18 protein-coding genes are annotated in these 15239 nt (G+C 60.1%); 11 read left to right on the top strand and 7 right to left on the bottom strand.

Features of this window, described 5'->3' with window-relative positions:
* The first annotated feature begins 36 nt into the window (after nucleotides 1-36).
* From BLU24_RS12880 to BLU24_RS12855, 6 genes are read left to right on the top strand one after another with little or no spacing between them, the layout of a single operon-like run.
* Nucleotides 37-2955 (top strand): monovalent cation/H+ antiporter subunit A, encoded by a 2919-nt coding sequence (locus tag BLU24_RS12880; RefSeq protein WP_093100748.1) that lies wholly within the window; start codon nucleotides 37-39, stop codon nucleotides 2953-2955.
* Nucleotides 2955-3299, top strand: coding sequence for a Na+/H+ antiporter subunit C (locus BLU24_RS12875; RefSeq protein ID WP_007910763.1), 345 nt, complete (start codon nucleotides 2955-2957; stop codon nucleotides 3297-3299). The genes BLU24_RS12880 and BLU24_RS12875 overlap by 1 nt, the downstream gene beginning before the upstream one ends.
* Nucleotides 3296-4975, top strand: coding sequence for a monovalent cation/H+ antiporter subunit D (locus tag BLU24_RS12870; protein ID WP_093100745.1), 1680 nt, complete (start codon nucleotides 3296-3298; stop codon nucleotides 4973-4975). The genes BLU24_RS12875 and BLU24_RS12870 overlap by 4 nt, the downstream gene beginning before the upstream one ends.
* A complete protein-coding gene (locus BLU24_RS12865) occupies nucleotides 4972-5460 on the top strand; it encodes a Na+/H+ antiporter subunit E (protein ID WP_093100742.1) in 489 nt (162 codons plus the stop codon). The genes BLU24_RS12870 and BLU24_RS12865 overlap by 4 nt, the downstream gene beginning before the upstream one ends.
* Nucleotides 5457-5735 (top strand): K+/H+ antiporter subunit F, encoded by a 279-nt coding sequence (locus tag BLU24_RS12860; RefSeq protein WP_090284207.1) that lies wholly within the window; start codon nucleotides 5457-5459, stop codon nucleotides 5733-5735. Before BLU24_RS12865 ends, BLU24_RS12860 begins: the two co-directional genes overlap by 4 nt.
* Nucleotides 5732-6094 carry a Na+/H+ antiporter subunit G gene (locus BLU24_RS12855; RefSeq protein WP_093100740.1) on the top strand — a complete coding sequence of 121 codons (363 nt, stop codon included), beginning with the start codon at nucleotides 5732-5734 and terminating at the stop codon, nucleotides 6092-6094. The genes BLU24_RS12860 and BLU24_RS12855 overlap by 4 nt, the downstream gene beginning before the upstream one ends.
* A gap of 105 nt (nucleotides 6095-6199) precedes the next feature.
* Here the strand turns inward: BLU24_RS12855 and BLU24_RS12850 are convergent, their stop codons facing one another.
* The 4 genes from BLU24_RS12850 to BLU24_RS12835 form a co-directional block, all read right to left on the bottom strand.
* A complete protein-coding gene (locus BLU24_RS12850) occupies nucleotides 6200-6640 on the bottom strand; it encodes a DUF3995 domain-containing protein (protein WP_093100737.1) in 441 nt (146 codons plus the stop codon).
* 191 nt (nucleotides 6641-6831) lie between these two features.
* Entirely contained in the window at nucleotides 6832-7848 is a 1017-nt protein-coding gene (locus BLU24_RS12845) for an ABC transporter substrate-binding protein (protein WP_093100735.1), read from the bottom strand.
* Nucleotides 7849-7974: 126 nt separating this feature from the next.
* Nucleotides 7975-8172 carry a hypothetical protein gene (locus BLU24_RS12840; RefSeq protein WP_090284214.1) on the bottom strand — a complete coding sequence of 66 codons (198 nt, stop codon included), beginning with the start codon at nucleotides 8170-8172 and terminating at the stop codon, nucleotides 7975-7977.
* Nucleotides 8169-8618, bottom strand: a complete 450-nt coding sequence (locus tag BLU24_RS12835) for a hypothetical protein (RefSeq protein ID WP_052178306.1) — start codon at nucleotides 8616-8618, stop codon at nucleotides 8169-8171. The genes BLU24_RS12840 and BLU24_RS12835 overlap by 4 nt, the downstream gene beginning before the upstream one ends.
* A 479-nt stretch (nucleotides 8619-9097) precedes the next feature.
* Here BLU24_RS12835 and BLU24_RS28015 point away from each other — a divergent pair, with 479 nt between their 5' ends.
* Together BLU24_RS28015 and BLU24_RS12825 are read left to right on the top strand one after the other, a co-directional pair.
* The gene (locus tag BLU24_RS28015) at nucleotides 9098-9310 is read left to right on the top strand and encodes a hypothetical protein (RefSeq protein WP_418951631.1); all 213 of its coding nucleotides are present in this window, start codon (nucleotides 9098-9100) and stop codon (nucleotides 9308-9310) included.
* 50 nt (nucleotides 9311-9360) lie between these two features.
* Entirely contained in the window at nucleotides 9361-9600 is a 240-nt protein-coding gene (locus BLU24_RS12825) for a DUF2789 family protein (RefSeq protein WP_090284218.1), read from the top strand.
* A 6-nt stretch (nucleotides 9601-9606) separates the two neighbouring features.
* Here the strand turns inward: BLU24_RS12825 and BLU24_RS12820 are convergent, their stop codons facing one another.
* The 3 genes from BLU24_RS12820 to BLU24_RS12810 form a co-directional block, all read right to left on the bottom strand.
* Nucleotides 9607-9810 carry a hypothetical protein gene (locus BLU24_RS12820; protein ID WP_093100729.1) on the bottom strand — a complete coding sequence of 68 codons (204 nt, stop codon included), beginning with the start codon at nucleotides 9808-9810 and terminating at the stop codon, nucleotides 9607-9609.
* 112 nt (nucleotides 9811-9922) lie between these two features.
* Nucleotides 9923-11146, bottom strand: a complete 1224-nt coding sequence (locus BLU24_RS12815) for a methyl-accepting chemotaxis protein (RefSeq protein WP_430523266.1) — start codon at nucleotides 11144-11146, stop codon at nucleotides 9923-9925.
* A gap of 598 nt (nucleotides 11147-11744) precedes the next feature.
* Nucleotides 11745-12149 (bottom strand): TraR/DksA family transcriptional regulator, encoded by a 405-nt coding sequence (locus tag BLU24_RS12810; RefSeq protein ID WP_065260998.1) that lies wholly within the window; start codon nucleotides 12147-12149, stop codon nucleotides 11745-11747.
* Between the two features lie 403 nt (nucleotides 12150-12552).
* Here BLU24_RS12810 and BLU24_RS12805 point away from each other — a divergent pair, with 403 nt between their 5' ends.
* The 3 genes from BLU24_RS12805 to BLU24_RS12795 all read left to right on the top strand — a co-directional run bounded on the left by BLU24_RS12805 (nucleotide 12553) and on the right by BLU24_RS12795 (nucleotide 15235).
* Complete coding sequence (locus tag BLU24_RS12805) at nucleotides 12553-13461, top strand: MurR/RpiR family transcriptional regulator (RefSeq protein ID WP_093100723.1); 909 nt, start codon at nucleotides 12553-12555, stop codon at nucleotides 13459-13461.
* A 62-nt stretch (nucleotides 13462-13523) separates the two neighbouring features.
* Nucleotides 13524-14129, top strand: coding sequence for a glutathione S-transferase (locus BLU24_RS12800; RefSeq protein WP_093100720.1), 606 nt, complete (start codon nucleotides 13524-13526; stop codon nucleotides 14127-14129).
* Nucleotides 14130-14131: 2 nt separating this feature from the next.
* Complete coding sequence (locus BLU24_RS12795; RefSeq protein ID WP_093100717.1) at nucleotides 14132-15235, top strand: DNA alkylation repair protein; 1104 nt, start codon at nucleotides 14132-14134, stop codon at nucleotides 15233-15235.
* Nucleotides 15236-15239 lie beyond the last annotated feature (4 nt).

Genomic DNA, 15239 nt, shown 5'->3' with positions numbered 1-15239 from the left:
TATGATGCTTCACAAACCTCCGCAGATTAGAAGCCTATGTCCCTGATAGTTCTACTGCTTCTGCCTTTCATAGGCAGCTGTCTGGCAGCAGTGCTGCCACACAATGCGCGTAATGCCGAATCCCTGCTGGCAGGTCTGGTCGCTTTGATCGGTACCGTCCAGGTGGCGATGCTGTACCCGCAGATCGCCCATGGCGGCGTGATCCGCGAAGAATTCATGTGGCTGCCCAGCCTCGGCCTGAATTTCATTCTGCGCATGGACGGCTTCGCCTGGCTGTTCTCGATGCTGGTGCTCGGCATCGGCACCCTCGTTTCCTTATATGCCCGTTACTACATGTCGCCGGACGATCCGGTGCCACGTTTCTTCGCGTTTTTTCTGGCGTTCATGGGCGCCATGCTCGGTCTGGTGATTTCCGGCAACCTGATTCAGATGGTGTTTTTCTGGGAGCTGACCAGCCTGTTCTCGTTCCTGCTGATCGGCTACTGGCATCACCGTGCCGACGCCCGCCGCGGTGCCTACATGGCCTTGATGGTCACCGGTGCCGGCGGATTGTGCCTGCTGGCGGGGGTCATGATCCTCGGCCATGTGGTCGGCAGCTATGACCTCGACAAGGTCCTGGCCGCCGGCGACATGATTCGTGCGCACGCCCTTTACCCCATCCTCTTGCCTCTTGTTCTCATTGGGGCCCTCAGCAAAAGTGCGCAGTTCCCCTTTCATTTCTGGCTGCCCCACGCAATGGCAGCCCCCACCCCGGTATCTGCCTATCTGCACTCGGCGACCATGGTCAAGGCCGGGGTTTTCCTGCTTGCACGTTTGTGGCCCTCGCTGGCGGGCAGCGAAGAATGGTTCTACATCGTCAGCGGGGCCGGCGCCTGTACGCTGTTGCTCGGCGCGTATTGCGCGATGTTTCAGAACGACCTGAAAGGCCTGCTGGCCTATTCGACCATCAGCCATCTCGGCCTGATCACCCTGCTTTTGGGTCTGAACAGTCCGCTGGCAGCCGTGGCGGCGGTATTCCACATTCTCAACCATGCCACCTTCAAAGCCTCGCTGTTCATGGCCGCCGGCATCATCGACCATGAAAGCGGCACTCGCGATATCCGCAAACTCAGCGGCCTGTTCAAGCTGATCCCCTTCACCGCAACACTGGCCATGGTCGCCAGCGCCTCGATGGCCGGCGTGCCGTTGCTCAACGGTTTCCTGTCCAAGGAAATGTTTTTCGCCGAAACCGTGTTCATCAATGCCACGGCCTGGGTCGAAATCAGTCTGCCGATCGTCGCCACCATCGCCGGCATGTTCAGCGTCGCCTACTCGCTGCGGTTCACGGTCGATGTGTTCTTCGGCCCGACTGCCACCGACCTGCCGCACACCCCGCATGAACCGCCGCGCTGGATGCGGGCACCGGTCGAATTGCTGGTGTTCACCTGCCTGCTGGTGGGGATTTTTCCCGCGCAGATCGTCGGCCCGCTGCTCGCCGCTGCGGCGCTGCCGGTGGTCGGCGGCGAGTTGCCTGAATACAGCCTGGCGATCTGGCACGGCCTGAACGCGCCGATGATCATGAGCCTGATCGCCATGTCCGGCGGCATCGTCCTCTACTGGCTGCTGCGCAGGCAATTTCGACTGGGCCGCTTCAAATACCCGCCGTTGGTGGGTCGCTTCAATGGCAAGCGCCTGTTCGAGCGCAGTCTGGTGCTGATGATGCGTCTGGCCCGGCGTGTTGAACGCCGCCTCGGCACCAAGCGCCTGCAGATGCAGTTGTTTCTGGTGGTATTGGCGGCAGTGCTTGCCGGCCTGATCCCGATGTTGAACAGCAGCCTGAGCTGGGGCGACCGGCCGAAGATTCCTGGTTCGATCGTCTTCGTCACCCTGTGGCTGCTGGCGATCGCCTGCGCCCTCGGTGCCGCCTGGCAGGCCAAATATCACCGTCTCGCGGCACTGACCATGGTCAGCGTCTGCGGCTTGATGACCTGCGTGACCTTCGTCTGGTTCTCCGCGCCGGATCTGGCGCTGACCCAGCTCGCCGTCGAAGTGGTCACCACGGTGCTCATTCTGCTCGGTCTGCGCTGGCTGCCGCGTCGCATCGAAGAAGTCTCGCCATTGCCGAGCAGCCTGCGCAAGGCGCGGATTCGTCGTCTGCGCGACTTGCTGCTGTCGATTGCCGTCGGCGGCGGCATGGCGTTGTTGTCCTACGCCATGCTGACGCGGCAGACGCCCAACGACATTTCCTCCTTCTATCTCAGTCGCGCCCTGCCCGAAGGGGGCGGCAGCAATGTGGTCAACGTGATGCTGGTGGATTTCCGAGGCTTCGATACCCTCGGCGAAATCACTGTGCTGGTCGCCGTGGCATTGACGGTGTTCGCCCTGCTGCGCCGTTTCCGCCCACCGAAAGAAAGCCTGCAACTACCAGCGCAGCAACGCCTGCTGGCGCCCGACGTGGTCACTGATCTGGTCAACCCGCGCTCGGCCAGCGACACCGCGCTCGGCTTCATGATGGTGCCAGCGGTCCTGGTGCGTCTGCTGCTTCCGGTTGCGCTGGTAGTGTCGTTCTACCTGTTCATGCGCGGGCACAATCAGCCGGGCGGCGGTTTTGTCGCCGGTCTGGTGATGTCGGTGGCGTTCATCCTGCAATACATGGTGGCGGGAACGCAGTGGGTCGAAGCGCAAATGAGCCTGCGACCGCTGCGCTGGATGGGCACCGGGTTGCTGTTCGCTACCGCTACGGGTCTTGGGGCGATGCTGGTCGGTTATCCGTTCCTGACCACGCACACCTGGCACTTCGAACTGCCGGTGCTGGGCGATATCCACATCGCCAGCGCGCTGTTCTTCGACGTCGGTGTGTATGGCGTGGTGGTCGGTTCGACGTTGTTGATCCTGACCGCCCTCGCCCACCAATCGGTGCGCGGCCACAAGACCGCGTCGCTACCCAGGTCCGTCGCCAGCAAAGGAGCCGTCTGATGGAAGAAGTCATCGCAATCGCCATCGGCGTTCTTGCCGCGTCCGGGGTCTGGCTGATATTGCGGCCACGGACGTTCCAGGTGGTCATGGGCCTGTGCCTGCTGTCGTACGGGGTCAACCTGTTCATTTTCAGTATGGGCAGCCTGTTCATCGGCAAGGAGCCGGTGATCAAGGACGGCGTCACCCAGGACTTGCTTCACTACACCGATCCGCTGCCGCAAGCGCTGGTCCTCACGGCGATTGTCATCAGCTTCGCCATGACTGCGCTGTTCCTCGTCGTGCTGCTCGCTTCGCGCGGCCTGACCGGTACCGACCATGTAGACGGCCGGGAGCCTAAGGAATGATGGCGATGACGCACCTGATCGCCGCACCGATTCTGCTGCCGCTGCTCACCGCCGCGCTCATGTTGATGCTCGGCGAACGGCACCGGCCGCTGAAGGCAAAAATCAATCTGTTCTCCGGCCTGCTCGGGCTGTTCATTTCGGTGATGCTGCTGCAATGGACCCAGACCACCGGGGTGCCGGGCTCGATCGGCGTGTACCTGCCGGGCAACTGGCAGGCGCCGTTCGGTATTGTGCTGGTGATCGATCGACTGTCGGCGCTGATGCTGGTGCTGACCGGGATCATCGGCGTCAGCGCCCTGCTGTTCGCCATGGCACGCTGGGATGGCGCAGGGTCGAGCTTCCACGCACTCTTTCAGATTCAACTGATGGGGCTGTACGGCGCGTTCCTGACCGCGGACCTGTTCAACCTCTTCGTATTTTTTGAAGTCCTGCTCGCCGCGTCCTACGGCTTGCTGTTGCATGGTTCGGGCCGGGCGCGGGTGTCATCGGGGTTGCACTACATCTCGATCAACCTGCTCGCCTCGTCGCTGTTTCTGATTGGCGCGGCGCTGATCTACGGCGTTACCGGCACGCTGAACATGGCTGATCTGGCGTTGAAGATTCCGCTGGTGTCGGAAGCCGACCGTGGCTTGCTGCACGCGGGCGCCGGGATTCTTGCGGTGGCGTTCCTGGCCAAGGCTGGCATGTGGCCGCTGAATTTCTGGTTGGTGCCGGCGTATTCCTCGGCCAGTGCGCCGGTGGCGGCGATGTTCGCGATCATGACCAAAGTCGGCGTCTACACCTTGTTGCGCCTGTGGACGCTGCTGTTCTCCGGGCAGGCCGGGGCTTCAGCATTTTTTGGCGGCGACTGGCTGATCTATGGCGGCATGGCGACCATGGGCATCGCAGCGCTGGCGATTCTCGCGGCGCAACGGCTCGAGCGCATGGCCAGCCTGAGCATTCTGGTGTCGGCAGGGATTCTGCTGTCGGCGGTGGGTTTCGCTCAGCCGAACCTGATCGGCGGCGCGCTGTTCTATCTGGTCAGCTCGACCCTGGCACTGAGTGCGCTGTTTCTGCTGGCGGAACTGATCGAGCGTTCGCGCTCGGCCAACGAAATCCCGCTGGAAGACGAAAGCGAATTGCTGCCACGACCGCAGGAATCCCTGCAACCGCCCAAAGGCATCAACCTCGACGATGAGCAAAAAGCCGTGGTCGGTCAGGTGATTCCATGGACCATGGCCTTTCTCGGCCTGAGCTTTATTGCCTGCGCACTGCTGATCATCGGCATGCCGCCGCTGTCGGGGTTCATCGGCAAACTCAGCCTGATCGGTGCGCTGCTCAATCCGCTGGAATTGAGCAACGGCGGGCCAATCTCCAATGCCGCATGGGCGCTGTTAGCCTTACTGATTCTGACCGGGCTGGCGTCGTTGATGGCGTTTTCGCGTCTGGGCATCCAGCGTTTCTGGACGCCCGAAGAGCGCCCTTCGCCGCTGTTGCGCAAACTGGAATGCGCGCCGATCTTCCTGCTGCTGGGGCTGAGCATCGTGCTGACGTTCAAGGCTGAGCCGCTGTTGCGCTATACCCAAGCCACCGCCGACGCGCTGCACAATCCTCAGCAATACGTGATGGCGGTGCTCGGCACCCGTGCCGTGCCCAGTCCGGAAGGCAAAGCCGCGCTGCTGGAGGTGCAACCATGAAACGACTGTTTCCGGCACCGTGGTTGTCTCTGGCACTTTGGGTTTTGTGGCTGACGCTGAACCTGTCGATCAGCCCGGGCAACTTGCTGCTCGGCGCGGCACTGGGTTTTGCGGCCCCCCTGATGATGCGCAAACTGCGCCCCAAACGCGCACGCATTCGCCGCCCTGGTAGCATCGTGCGCCTGTTCTTTCTGGTCGGCCGCGACGTGGTGATGTCGAACCTGATTGTCGCCTGGGGTGTGCTCAACGCCGGCCGGCGTGCGCCGCACTCTTGCTTCATCAAGGTGCCGCTTGATCTGCGCGACGCTCACGGTCTGGCGACGCTGGCGATGATCTGCACGGTGGTGCCCGGCACGGTGTGGTCGGAGCTGGCACTGGATCGCAGCGTTTTGTTGCTGCACGTCTGGGATCTGCACGACGAAGCGCAATTCATCGAGCACTTCAAAAGCACCTACGAGCGACCGTTGATGGAGATTTTCGAATGAGCCCATTGCTGTCGAATGCGATTCTGCTGACGCTGTTCCTGTTCTCACTGGCCATGGTGCTGACGCTGATTCGCCTGTTCAAAGGCCCCTCCGCGCAGGATCGCGTCCTGGCGCTGGATTACCTGTACATCGTCGCGATGTTGATGATGCTCACCCTGGGCATCCGTTATGCCAGTGACACTTACTTCGAAGCAGCGTTGCTGATCGCGCTGTTCGGCTTCGTCGGCTCGTTTGCCCTGGCGAAATTCCTGCTGCGCGGCGAGGTGATCGAATGACCGACGAACTGTCTCTCTGGGTCGAAATCCCGGTGGCGATTCTGCTGGTGCTCAGCGGCGTGTTCGCACTGATTGGCGCCTTGGGTATGTTACGCATGAAGGATTATTTCCAACGCATGCATCCGCCGGCACTGGCGTCGACACTGGGCGCCTGGTGTGTGGCGCTGGCCTCGATCATTTGTTTTTCGGCGCTGAAATCCACGGCGGTAGTGCACGCTTGGCTGATCCCGATCCTGCTGGCGATTACCGTACCGGTGACGACACTGCTGCTGGCGCGGGCGGCACTGTTTCGCAAGCGCATGGCCGGGGATGATGTTCCGGCTGAGGTCAGTAGCCGGCGGACTGAAAGCGGTAGCTGAAGTCTTATATCGCCTGAAATGGTGCTATCGCGAGCAGGCACACTCCTACATGGGAACGCATTTCAAATGTAGGAGCCTGCTCGCGATAGCGATCTCTCATTCACCTCATATCCAAGCTACCGCCAACAACCCCGCCCCCAGCACCGCACACAACGGCGAATACACCCATGTATCCAGCCGGGCAAACCGCGAATCCTTCACTTCCTTGAAAAACCCCACCAGATTCGAATCGCCGATCGCCCGGGCAAACAGCAACAAGGCAATCGCGCTGATTACCCACTGCAACGCCTTGTGCTGCACCGCCGGCATGCCCCAGCCGACACGCATGCAGACCAGCACGGCGATCAACAACAGAGCGGCTGCCACCAGCAAGGTGATCCAGCCAGACGGTTTGAACGCCGGTCGCAGCGTTTCGACAAAACCGGCCACCGGCACCTGCGGCACCACCACGGCCGCCGCCCATTGCCCACCCAGCGCCCAATACACATGCATCAGGCTGATCAACGCAAAAACTGTCACCAGCCATTGAGCCAACACAAAGGTCATGGTTGAAATCCTTGGAAAGGGATTTGAACAAACCATCGTAGTCGGATTTTTTTCGTGTGCACGACCGGTCGGCGGTATGCAAGGGCATGAGCGGGATTTCAAAAGCATCGCCAGCAGGCTTGCTCCCAGATCGGGTGTGCGATCACCTGTGGGAGCCAGCCTGCTGGCGATGAACTCAGTCGCCGAGACGACTATTCCAGATCAGCAGAAACCTTCTCGGCCACATCCTTCGGTAACCACGCCTGCCACACATCAGGATGCGCCTTCATGAACGCCACCGCCGCCTCCCGTGGCGCGGTGTGCTTCTCGCTCATTTGCGCCAGCGCCTTGTTCAGCGGTTCGATCGGGAAGTCCACCTTGCTGAAGAACTCAGCGATCTGCGGGTATTGCTTCTGGAACGGCGTAGACACGCCGATCGACAGCTTCGAGGCCAGCGAGCGGGTCGGTTTTGGATTGGGGTTGTCGGCGTCAGTCAGGGTCTTCCAGGCTTCGGCATCGAACGGGGGTTCTTCCAGCTGCACCAGTTTGTACTTGCCGAGCAGCGGGGTTGGCGACCAGTAATAAAACAGTACGGGCTTGCCGCGACGGATCGACGAGCTGATCTCGGCATCCAGTGCGGCCCCCGAACCGCTGCGGAAATTGGTGAAATCGTTCTGCAGCCCGTATGCCGTCAACTTCTGCTTGTTGACTACTTCCGACGTCCAGCCGATCGGGCTGTTCAGAAAGCGCCCCTTGCTGGGGTTTTCCGGGTCTTTGAACACGTCCTTGTACTTTTTCAGGTCACTGACGCTGCGCAAATCCGGAGCCATCGGTTTGATGCCCTTGGCCGGGTCGCCCTTGATCACGTATTCCGGCACCCACCAGCCTTCGGTGGCGCCTTTGACCGTATCGCCCAGACTGACCACTTTGCCCTCGGCCTCGGCCTTGACCCACACCGGACTGCGCCCGGCCCACTCCTCGCCAATCACCTGAATATCATTGTTGGCGAGTGCGGTTTCCAGCGTAATGGTGGTCCCCGGCAACGTGTCGGTCGGCAGTCCATAGCCCTTCTCGACGATGACCCGCAGGACATCGGTGATCAGGCTGCCACTTTCCCAGTTGAGATCGGCGAAATGGATCGGCGCCTGTGCCGCCGAGACCGATTGCGCTGACGCCAGCAACCCGAAGGTGGCCACGCTGGCGGCCAGTAACCGTCGAAATCCGTTCATGCATTGCACCTCGTGCTGTTCACAGCCATGGCCGTTGGCCTGAGAGAAGACCGCAAGCCGCTGAATACTCAGTCAACTCACTGTAGCCGAGGTTCCTGCTTTTTCCGGGACTACGCCGCGACGAGGTCAGGTTTCAGACTTTTCCTGCAAGCTTTGCAGCTCGCGTCTGACCATCCCGGCGTATTCTGCGGGGCGCAAGGTATAGAGCTGCGCCGCCACCCAGTTGAGCCATGCGCCTTGCAGCTTGGTCTTTGCGGCGAACAACCGTCGGGCCTCTTGCCGTGCGGCATCGAGATGTTCCAAATGAAAATCCGCGCGACTCACTCGCTGGCCTTGAAGGTCACGAGTTCACCCTTGCGCCACTTGGCCGCTTTGGCGGTGACGGCTTTGAGCGTCTTGGTCAGGCCTTCCTGCAACTGTTGATGAGCGGCGAACACGGTCACCACGCTGTGACCTTCCTTGAACAGGATCGCATGGCCGTCTGCGGTCTCGACGAAGGCGTAATCGCCCAGGCCATACACCGTCAGTTTGATTTCACGGAAGCGGATATCCATCTTGCCGCCTTCACGGCTGGGCAAGACCGATGCACTGAAATGATCGCCGACCTTGAGCTTGAGGCCGGGTTTGTCGTCGACGACCAAAGCACTTTCGGTGTCGATTTCGGCAACGTAAATGCCTTCAGCATTTTGTTCGGTGATGTAAACAAAACGCGATTGGAAAAGTTTGACCAGCTTTGCGCGCAAATCACCCAACACGAACAAAGCATGCATATCGAGATTACTGACTGCCAAGGAAACATCCCCACATCTGAAAAAACCGCACACGGAAAACGCGCACGGCAAAAAACGTCCAGGCCGATGAAGCTGCCAAAACTCAACTGAAATCCGATTCGAGCAGAGCGCTCGTTCAACGCGAGGTTGGTAAGACTACTGGATTGTCACCCGCGAAACTCGTCCCAAAGTCGCCACAGCTCGAAGGAAAAATCCTTACTGATGGCGCAAGCAGACTGACTACAAACTTTAGGGAAAATTCTCACGAAAAAAAGCACTTTTCCGACATATCGCTGGCGAAAAATTGCTTTAGATAAGCCCTGTCGTCAACAGGCACTGGCGATTCTAGAGCAGCGATGCTCATTCCGACTACCCGAAACGGCCGCTAATTCCCGGCCGACTGATGAAAAGGACTTCATATGTGCACTCTGACTCATTTCGCCGTATCGACTGACGCCAGAATCACCGCACCGCTGATCATGCAGGTCAATCACCTGAACGATCTGTCGACAGCTCCCAACACCCACCAGCACCCGCGATATCGGGTCGTCCCCGCCGGTAACGCGTTCTTTCATATAAAGGAAACATCCACCGGCCTTGTAAGAGGTTTCCGCGGCGATCACAACGAAGCTTGCGCCCTCGCCCGCGCCCTTGAAACACAAATCGAACTCCGCGCCAGCTGCCGCCTCTGATAAGGGGAATAAACGAACACGCCGCACCGGCACCGAACCAGGAGTAGACGATGGAACTGCCAACCGAGCTTAACCTGACCACCCTTTTTGAACAGCTGGGCTTGCCGTCGGACGAGGCGTCAATCAACGATTTCGTCGAAGCACACCCGCTGGACCCGGACACCAAGCTTATTGATGCTGATTTCTGGACGCCGCAACAAGCGCAATTACTCAAGGAATGGCTACGTGCAGACGGCGAGGAAGCGCCGATTGTCGATGAGCTGAACGTGCGCCTGCATCGCGGTAAATAAATGCAATCAGTGCAGACGGTCGCCCGGCTCGAAGTTGAGTTGATCGAGCCAGGCAGCCTTGCACGCCTCAGCCTCGTCGCGGCTGGGAAACGCCGTTCCACGCCGCTCGCCGTTGAGCAAAACCACCCAGCACACACTGCGCCCCATCGCGCGCAAACCGGCCGGCACGCCACTGCCGATCATCACCGCCACATCGATTCTGCATTGCATGCAGCCCTCCCAAAATCATTAGCAACCTAACAAGTTTGCAGATTAAGGGTTTCGGTCGAGCGGAAACAGCAACGCCCGTGCACAGATTCATTGCGCCAGCCGTAACAATCGCTTAGCGCGGCTTCTCCGGCTTATACCCCAGACGCAACCCGCCCCAGTGTCGTCCCTTGACCATGATCGGCACCGACAGGTCGTGCATTAGCTCACCTGTGTCGCGCGTATACGTTTGCAATAGCACCGGTTGTTGATGACTGCCACAACGAATCCCGGTGCGGTCGGCGAATTTGCGTTTGGTGCGGTTATTGATGGCGTCGACCTGCGCATCGCCCGTCAGTGGCTGACTGAACTGCTGATTGTGCGTCGGCACATAACCCTGCGGCGTGCAGGCGATGGCGAACACCAGCCCTTCGTGACGTGGCAACAACGGCTCCTGAATCGCCGGCAGCACCTGATCGGTATAACGGTCGAAACGGCTGTGAAATTTTGCCGGTTGGGTATTCGGGATCGGCTGGTACTGGCGATCGAAGAGATCTTCCAGGCTGATCTTGCCCTGCTCGACATCCGCCTCGAAACGCGCGGCAATCTGGCTCGCGCCTTCACGGGCCAGATCGTAGACGCGCTGGTGATAGTCATCCAGCCCGACTTCGGCCAGACGCTCGCTGATGGTTTCCGCCTGCCCTTCCATCTGTACCGCTGCTTCAGCCAGGCGCCGCGTCTGTTGATCGCTGATCGCCAGGTCGCTGCGCATCTGCTCGATCGCTATGAACAAGCTGTCGAGCTGCTCGCGATTGGTCTGTGCACCGTGGGCGATTTCGCCAACCTGGCTTTCAACCCCGGCTGCCAGTCGGGCAATGTTTTCCAGATGCTCGCCAGTGTGCTCGACCTGCTCGACGCCGGTTTGCAGGTCGCTGGAGAGCTGGCGAATCTGCTCAACCACCTGAGCCGTGCGCTGCTGAATATCGGCAACCATTTCGCCAACTTCGCCGGTCGCCGACGCCGTGCGCGCCGCCAGACCACGCACTTCGTCGGCCACCACGGCAAACCCGCGACCATGCTCACCGGCCCGCGCCGCCTCAATCGCCGCGTTCAACGCGAGCAGATTGGTCTGGCTGGCAATCGACTGGATCACCAGCGTGACGCGCTGAATGTCATCGCTGCGCAGGCTCAGAGCCTCAATCAGTTCCCGGCTGGCATTGGCGCGTTCACTGAGTTGATGCATACGCGAGATTGAATCCACCAGCTCCGTGCGCCCCGCCGCGCTGCTGTGATGCGCCTGACTGGCGGCTTCCAGCGCTGCGCGGCTGAGCTGCGACGTGGCCTGTTCGGTGGCGATCATCACCTCGGCGTTGCTGACGATCTGCGCCGCCGCGTCGAGTTGCGATTCGAGTTTGCTCGCCAGCTCTTTGACCGAAAACGCCACGCCGGCTGCTGACAGCGCGTTATGGCTGGTGGTGTAGGAAAGATCGCGGGTCAGTTCGGAAATTGCGCTGCGGTTGTCGCTTGGCAGCGAATCGGCGACTGCGCGGGTGCGCAGGCGCGGCAGCCAGACGATCAGCACTGCCAGCGGCAAGCCGATGTACAGCGACCATTCGGCCAGAGTCGTGCCAGCCAATAACAGCATCAGGGCGATGCTTTGCAGGGTCGGTGCGATCCAGCGGTTTTTTGCTAATTGCACTGGTGCAGGCAGCGCCGCAACCAGAGATCCGTCTCTCGTCATATCATCACCCCACGCCTGTTCTCATTGTTGTGACTGCATTAAACGCCACTACAACGCCATTATCCATGGTCCGTTAGTCGTGAGGTCTGTGGCAGGTCAATGTAAACGCGGAGCAAATGTTGCAGACGATAAACAGCTTCGCGGGCAAGCCCGGCGCCCACCGGTTCGATTCGAACCTGATGGGGCGGACTTGCCCGCGATCACAGCGCCGGAAAAATCAGGCCTGACGCTGGTGCTTGTCGATCTGCTCGTGACGTTCCTGAGCTTCGATGCAGTACTTGGTGGTCGGACTGATCAGCAGGCGTTTCAGGCCAATAGGCTCGCCGCTGTCGTCGCACCAGCCGAAGCTGTCTTCCTTGATGCGCTCAAGGGCTTGTTCCAGTTGTGGCAGCATGCGCTGGTCGCGATCGATCGCGTTGACCAGCCAGGTGCGCTCTTCTTCAACCGAAGCCGCGTCCGCCGGGTCAGCCGGAGTGTCCAGGCTTTCGATGGCGATACGGTTTTGCTCAATGCGCTCGTGGGTTTCGACTTTCATGTTCTGCAACAGCTCAGTGAAGAAAGCGTGTTGCTCTGCATTCATGTAGTCATCTGCCGGCATCGCCAGCAACTTGTCCTTTGTCATTGATATCTCTATAAAAAAACGTGCATTAAGGCGAATTAGGGAGCGTTTCGGCGAGCCGTGTCCGGTCGTCGAAAAGGCATCGTTTATTGCAAACGCCACCCGGCACTCAATTTACGAAGGGGCGGCAGTCTAAGGCCCGATCGAGGCCTCAGCAACTGTAAATACTGGGAATTTGTCCGACAACGCCCGGAAACTGCTCTGACACAGGCTTCACACGGCCATCGGAGTGCGTTTATAGCAAGAAATTCAGTCGAGCGGCTGTATATAGAAGACAAACGGCTAACTACGCCGCGCTTGCTCGATGAATTTTCCGCGCGCAGTGCATCGTTTCAGCACAGCAGAGCGCGCCAAGCCTCACTACTATCAGGCGCAACCTGCGCTCAAACAGCCTGAAGGATGACGTATGCCCCGCCCCGATCTGCCGGCCACCGCCGAGGTTGCCCTCGCCAGCCCCCCGATCAACGCCGAGCGTTTGCTGCAACTGATCACCGAGCAATACGACAGCCTGCCGCGCCAGCTCAGACGCATTGCCAGCTACATCAGCCAGCAGAGCGAGCGGATCATGGTCGACCGCATCAGTGACATCGCCCGCGAATGCGAAGTGCAACCCTCCGCCATCGTGCGCTTCTCGCAACGCTTCGGTTTCAGCGGCTTCAGCGAAATGCAGGCGTTGTTCCGCAGCGCCTACACGGACAAGGCCTCGCCCGCGCAAAACTACCAGCAACGCATCCGCAGCCTGATCGCCAGCCCTTCACGCAACGCCAGCGACGGCGACCTCGCCCGCGAATGCATCGACGCGACGCGCTCAGGCATCGAACGCCTCGGCCGCGAACTCGACGACGCGGCGTTCACAACCGCCGTCGACCTCATCGTCAACGCTGACAACATTTATGTCGTCGGTGTACGCCGCTCCTTCGCGGTCGCCGATTACCTCGTTTACAACCTGCAACACACGCAGAAACGCATTCATCTGGTGTCAGGGCTTGGCGGCAGCTATCGCGAGCAGATGCGCAGCGTGCGCGCCGGTGATCTGGTCATTGCGATCAGCTTCGTCCCTTATGCCAAGGAAACCCAACACTGCCTGCGTTTCGCCCGCGAGCAGCAGGCGAACACCCTGATCCTCACCGACAGCCACCTCTCGCCGCTGGTCAAACGGGCCAACAGCGTGCTGCTGGTCAACGAAGGCAGCGCTTTGGCCTTTCGCTCGCTGAGTGCGACGCTGTGTTTGTGCCAGGCGCTGTTTGTCGCGGTGGCGTATCGGTTGGGGCTGAATGTCGATGAGATTCACGAACAGGCCGGATTCGACGACTGACAATTGCCGCAACCTCGGCTAGGTTATGCCTACCCCACCGGTTCGACTTAAAGGAACGCGTCATGAAACTGATCGGCATGCTCGACTCCCCTTACGTGCGCCGCGTGGCGATCTCCGCCAAATGCCTGGGCATCGACCTGGAACACGAGTCCGTCTCGGTGTTCCGCCACTTCGAACAATTCCAGCAGATCAACCCGGTGGTCAAAGCGCCGACGCTGATCCTCGACGACGGCGTCGTGCTGATGGACTCAACGCTGATCCTCGACTACCTCGAAGCCCGCTCCGGCAAAACCCTGCTGCCGACCGAACTGAGCCAGCGCGCCCACGCCCTGCGCCTGATCGGTCTCAGCCTCGCCGCCTGCGAAAAAGCCGTGCAACTGTATTACGAACGCAACCTGCGCCCAGCCGACATCCAATACCAGCCGTGGGTCGAACGCGTCGAAAGCCAACTCGCCGCCGCCTTCACCGCCCTCGAACAGGAACTGCAAAAGCACGCCTTGCCCACCGACGGCCCCCTCACCCAAGCCGGCATCAGCCTCGCCGTGGCCTGGAGTTTCACCGAACTGGTCGTCCCCGATCAAATCGATACCAGCCGCTACCCGCACATCGCCCAATACACCGCGTACGCCGAAACCCTCGAAGCGTTCGTCAGCACGCCGATGACCTGAGCATGAATGCGCCCGACACCGCCGCTCCGGCGCTAAAGGAAATCTTCAACGCCGAACGCCTGCAACACATCGCCAGCGAGATGAGCGCCGTTTACCCGGCATTCAAGGCCAAGGCATTTCTTGAACATGCCCAGCACGGCCTCGCAGAATTATCGGTGATGCAACGCATGGCGCGTGTCAGCGAAAGCCTGCACGCCGTGCTGCCGCTGGATTACGCAGATTCCCTCAAAGCGCTGTTCGAACTCGCCCCGCGATTGAACAGCGGCTTCGTCAGCATGTGCCTGCCGCATTACGTCGCCAGCTACGGCGCACACGCGTTCGATACATCGATGAACGCGCTGAAATACTTCACCACCTTCGGCTCTTCCGAATTCGCCATCCGCCACTTCCTGCGCAGCGACCTCGAACGCACCCTGGAACACATGCACGACTGGGCCCACGACGAAAACCACCACATCCGCCGCCTCGCCAGCGAAGGCAGCCGCCCTCGCCTGCGGTGGTCGTTTCGACTGGAACCGATTCAAGCCAATCCGCAATTGACCGCCGGGATACTGGATCGGCTGAAGGCCGATGAGAGTTTGTACGTGCGCAAGTCCGTAGCCAATCATCTGAATGATGTGACGAAAGTGCACCCGGAGTGGGTGCTGGACACGATTGAAGATTGGTCGCTGGACAACAAGCACACGAGATGGATTGCGAAGCATGCGTTGCGCAGTTTGATTAAGCAGGGGGATCTAAGGGCGCTGACGGTGATTGGTGCCGGGGCGAAGGCTGAGGTGGAGTTGCTGGAAGTGCGGGTTGAGCCGGCGGTGGTGCGGCTGGGGGATGCGATTACGTTGTCGTTTTTGGTGAAGTCGACGGTGCCGGTTGGGCAGCGGTTGGTGATTGATTATGCGATTGACTATGTGAAGGCGAATGGCGGGGTTTCGCGGAAGGTTTTCAAGTTGAAGATGGTGGAGTTGGCGGGGTTTGGGAGCGAGGTGGTGAAGCGGAGGCAGGTGATCAGGGACTTTACGACGCGCAAGCATTTTGCGGGGCGGCATGGGGTTTGGGTGATGGTGAATGGGGAGGTTTTGGGGAGTGGTGGTTTTGATTTGGTTGGTTGAGGGT

This window comes from Pseudomonas sp. Z003-0.4C(8344-21), assembly GCF_900104975.1.
GTDB lineage: Bacteria > Pseudomonadota > Gammaproteobacteria > Pseudomonadales > Pseudomonadaceae > Aquipseudomonas > Aquipseudomonas granadensis.
This window is presented reverse-complemented; position numbering and strand designations above follow the sequence as displayed.

What these genes read in the sequence shown, in the direction of transcription:
- BLU24_RS12880 (WP_093100748.1), top strand. Translation starts at nt 37, where the DNA reads ATGTCCCTGATAGTTCTACTGCTTCTGCCTTTCATAGGCAGCTGTCTG.
- BLU24_RS12875 (WP_007910763.1), top strand. Translation starts at nt 2,955, where the DNA reads ATGGAAGAAGTCATCGCAATCGCCATCGGCGTTCTTGCCGCGTCCGGG.
- BLU24_RS12870 (WP_093100745.1), top strand. Translation starts at nt 3,296, where the DNA reads ATGATGGCGATGACGCACCTGATCGCCGCACCGATTCTGCTGCCGCTG.
- BLU24_RS12865 (WP_093100742.1), top strand. Translation starts at nt 4,972, where the DNA reads ATGAAACGACTGTTTCCGGCACCGTGGTTGTCTCTGGCACTTTGGGTT.
- BLU24_RS12860 (WP_090284207.1), top strand. Translation starts at nt 5,457, where the DNA reads ATGAGCCCATTGCTGTCGAATGCGATTCTGCTGACGCTGTTCCTGTTC.
- BLU24_RS12855 (WP_093100740.1), top strand. Translation starts at nt 5,732, where the DNA reads ATGACCGACGAACTGTCTCTCTGGGTCGAAATCCCGGTGGCGATTCTG.
- BLU24_RS12850 (WP_093100737.1), bottom strand. Translation starts at nt 6,640, where the DNA reads ATGACCTTTGTGTTGGCTCAATGGCTGGTGACAGTTTTTGCGTTGATC.
- BLU24_RS12845 (WP_093100735.1), bottom strand. Translation starts at nt 7,848, where the DNA reads ATGAACGGATTTCGACGGTTACTGGCCGCCAGCGTGGCCACCTTCGGG.
- BLU24_RS12835 (WP_052178306.1), bottom strand. Translation starts at nt 8,618, where the DNA reads ATGCATGCTTTGTTCGTGTTGGGTGATTTGCGCGCAAAGCTGGTCAAA.
- BLU24_RS28015 (WP_418951631.1), top strand. Translation starts at nt 9,098, where the DNA reads ATGCAGGTCAATCACCTGAACGATCTGTCGACAGCTCCCAACACCCAC.
- BLU24_RS12825 (WP_090284218.1), top strand. Translation starts at nt 9,361, where the DNA reads ATGGAACTGCCAACCGAGCTTAACCTGACCACCCTTTTTGAACAGCTG.
- BLU24_RS12820 (WP_093100729.1), bottom strand. Translation starts at nt 9,810, where the DNA reads ATGCAATGCAGAATCGATGTGGCGGTGATGATCGGCAGTGGCGTGCCG.
- BLU24_RS12815 (WP_430523266.1), bottom strand. Translation starts at nt 11,146, where the DNA reads ATGATCGCCACCGAACAGGCCACGTCGCAGCTCAGCCGCGCAGCGCTG.
- BLU24_RS12810 (WP_065260998.1), bottom strand. Translation starts at nt 12,149, where the DNA reads ATGACAAAGGACAAGTTGCTGGCGATGCCGGCAGATGACTACATGAAT.
- BLU24_RS12805 (WP_093100723.1), top strand. Translation starts at nt 12,553, where the DNA reads ATGCCCCGCCCCGATCTGCCGGCCACCGCCGAGGTTGCCCTCGCCAGC.
- BLU24_RS12800 (WP_093100720.1), top strand. Translation starts at nt 13,524, where the DNA reads ATGAAACTGATCGGCATGCTCGACTCCCCTTACGTGCGCCGCGTGGCG.
- BLU24_RS12795 (WP_093100717.1), top strand. Translation starts at nt 14,132, where the DNA reads ATGAATGCGCCCGACACCGCCGCTCCGGCGCTAAAGGAAATCTTCAAC.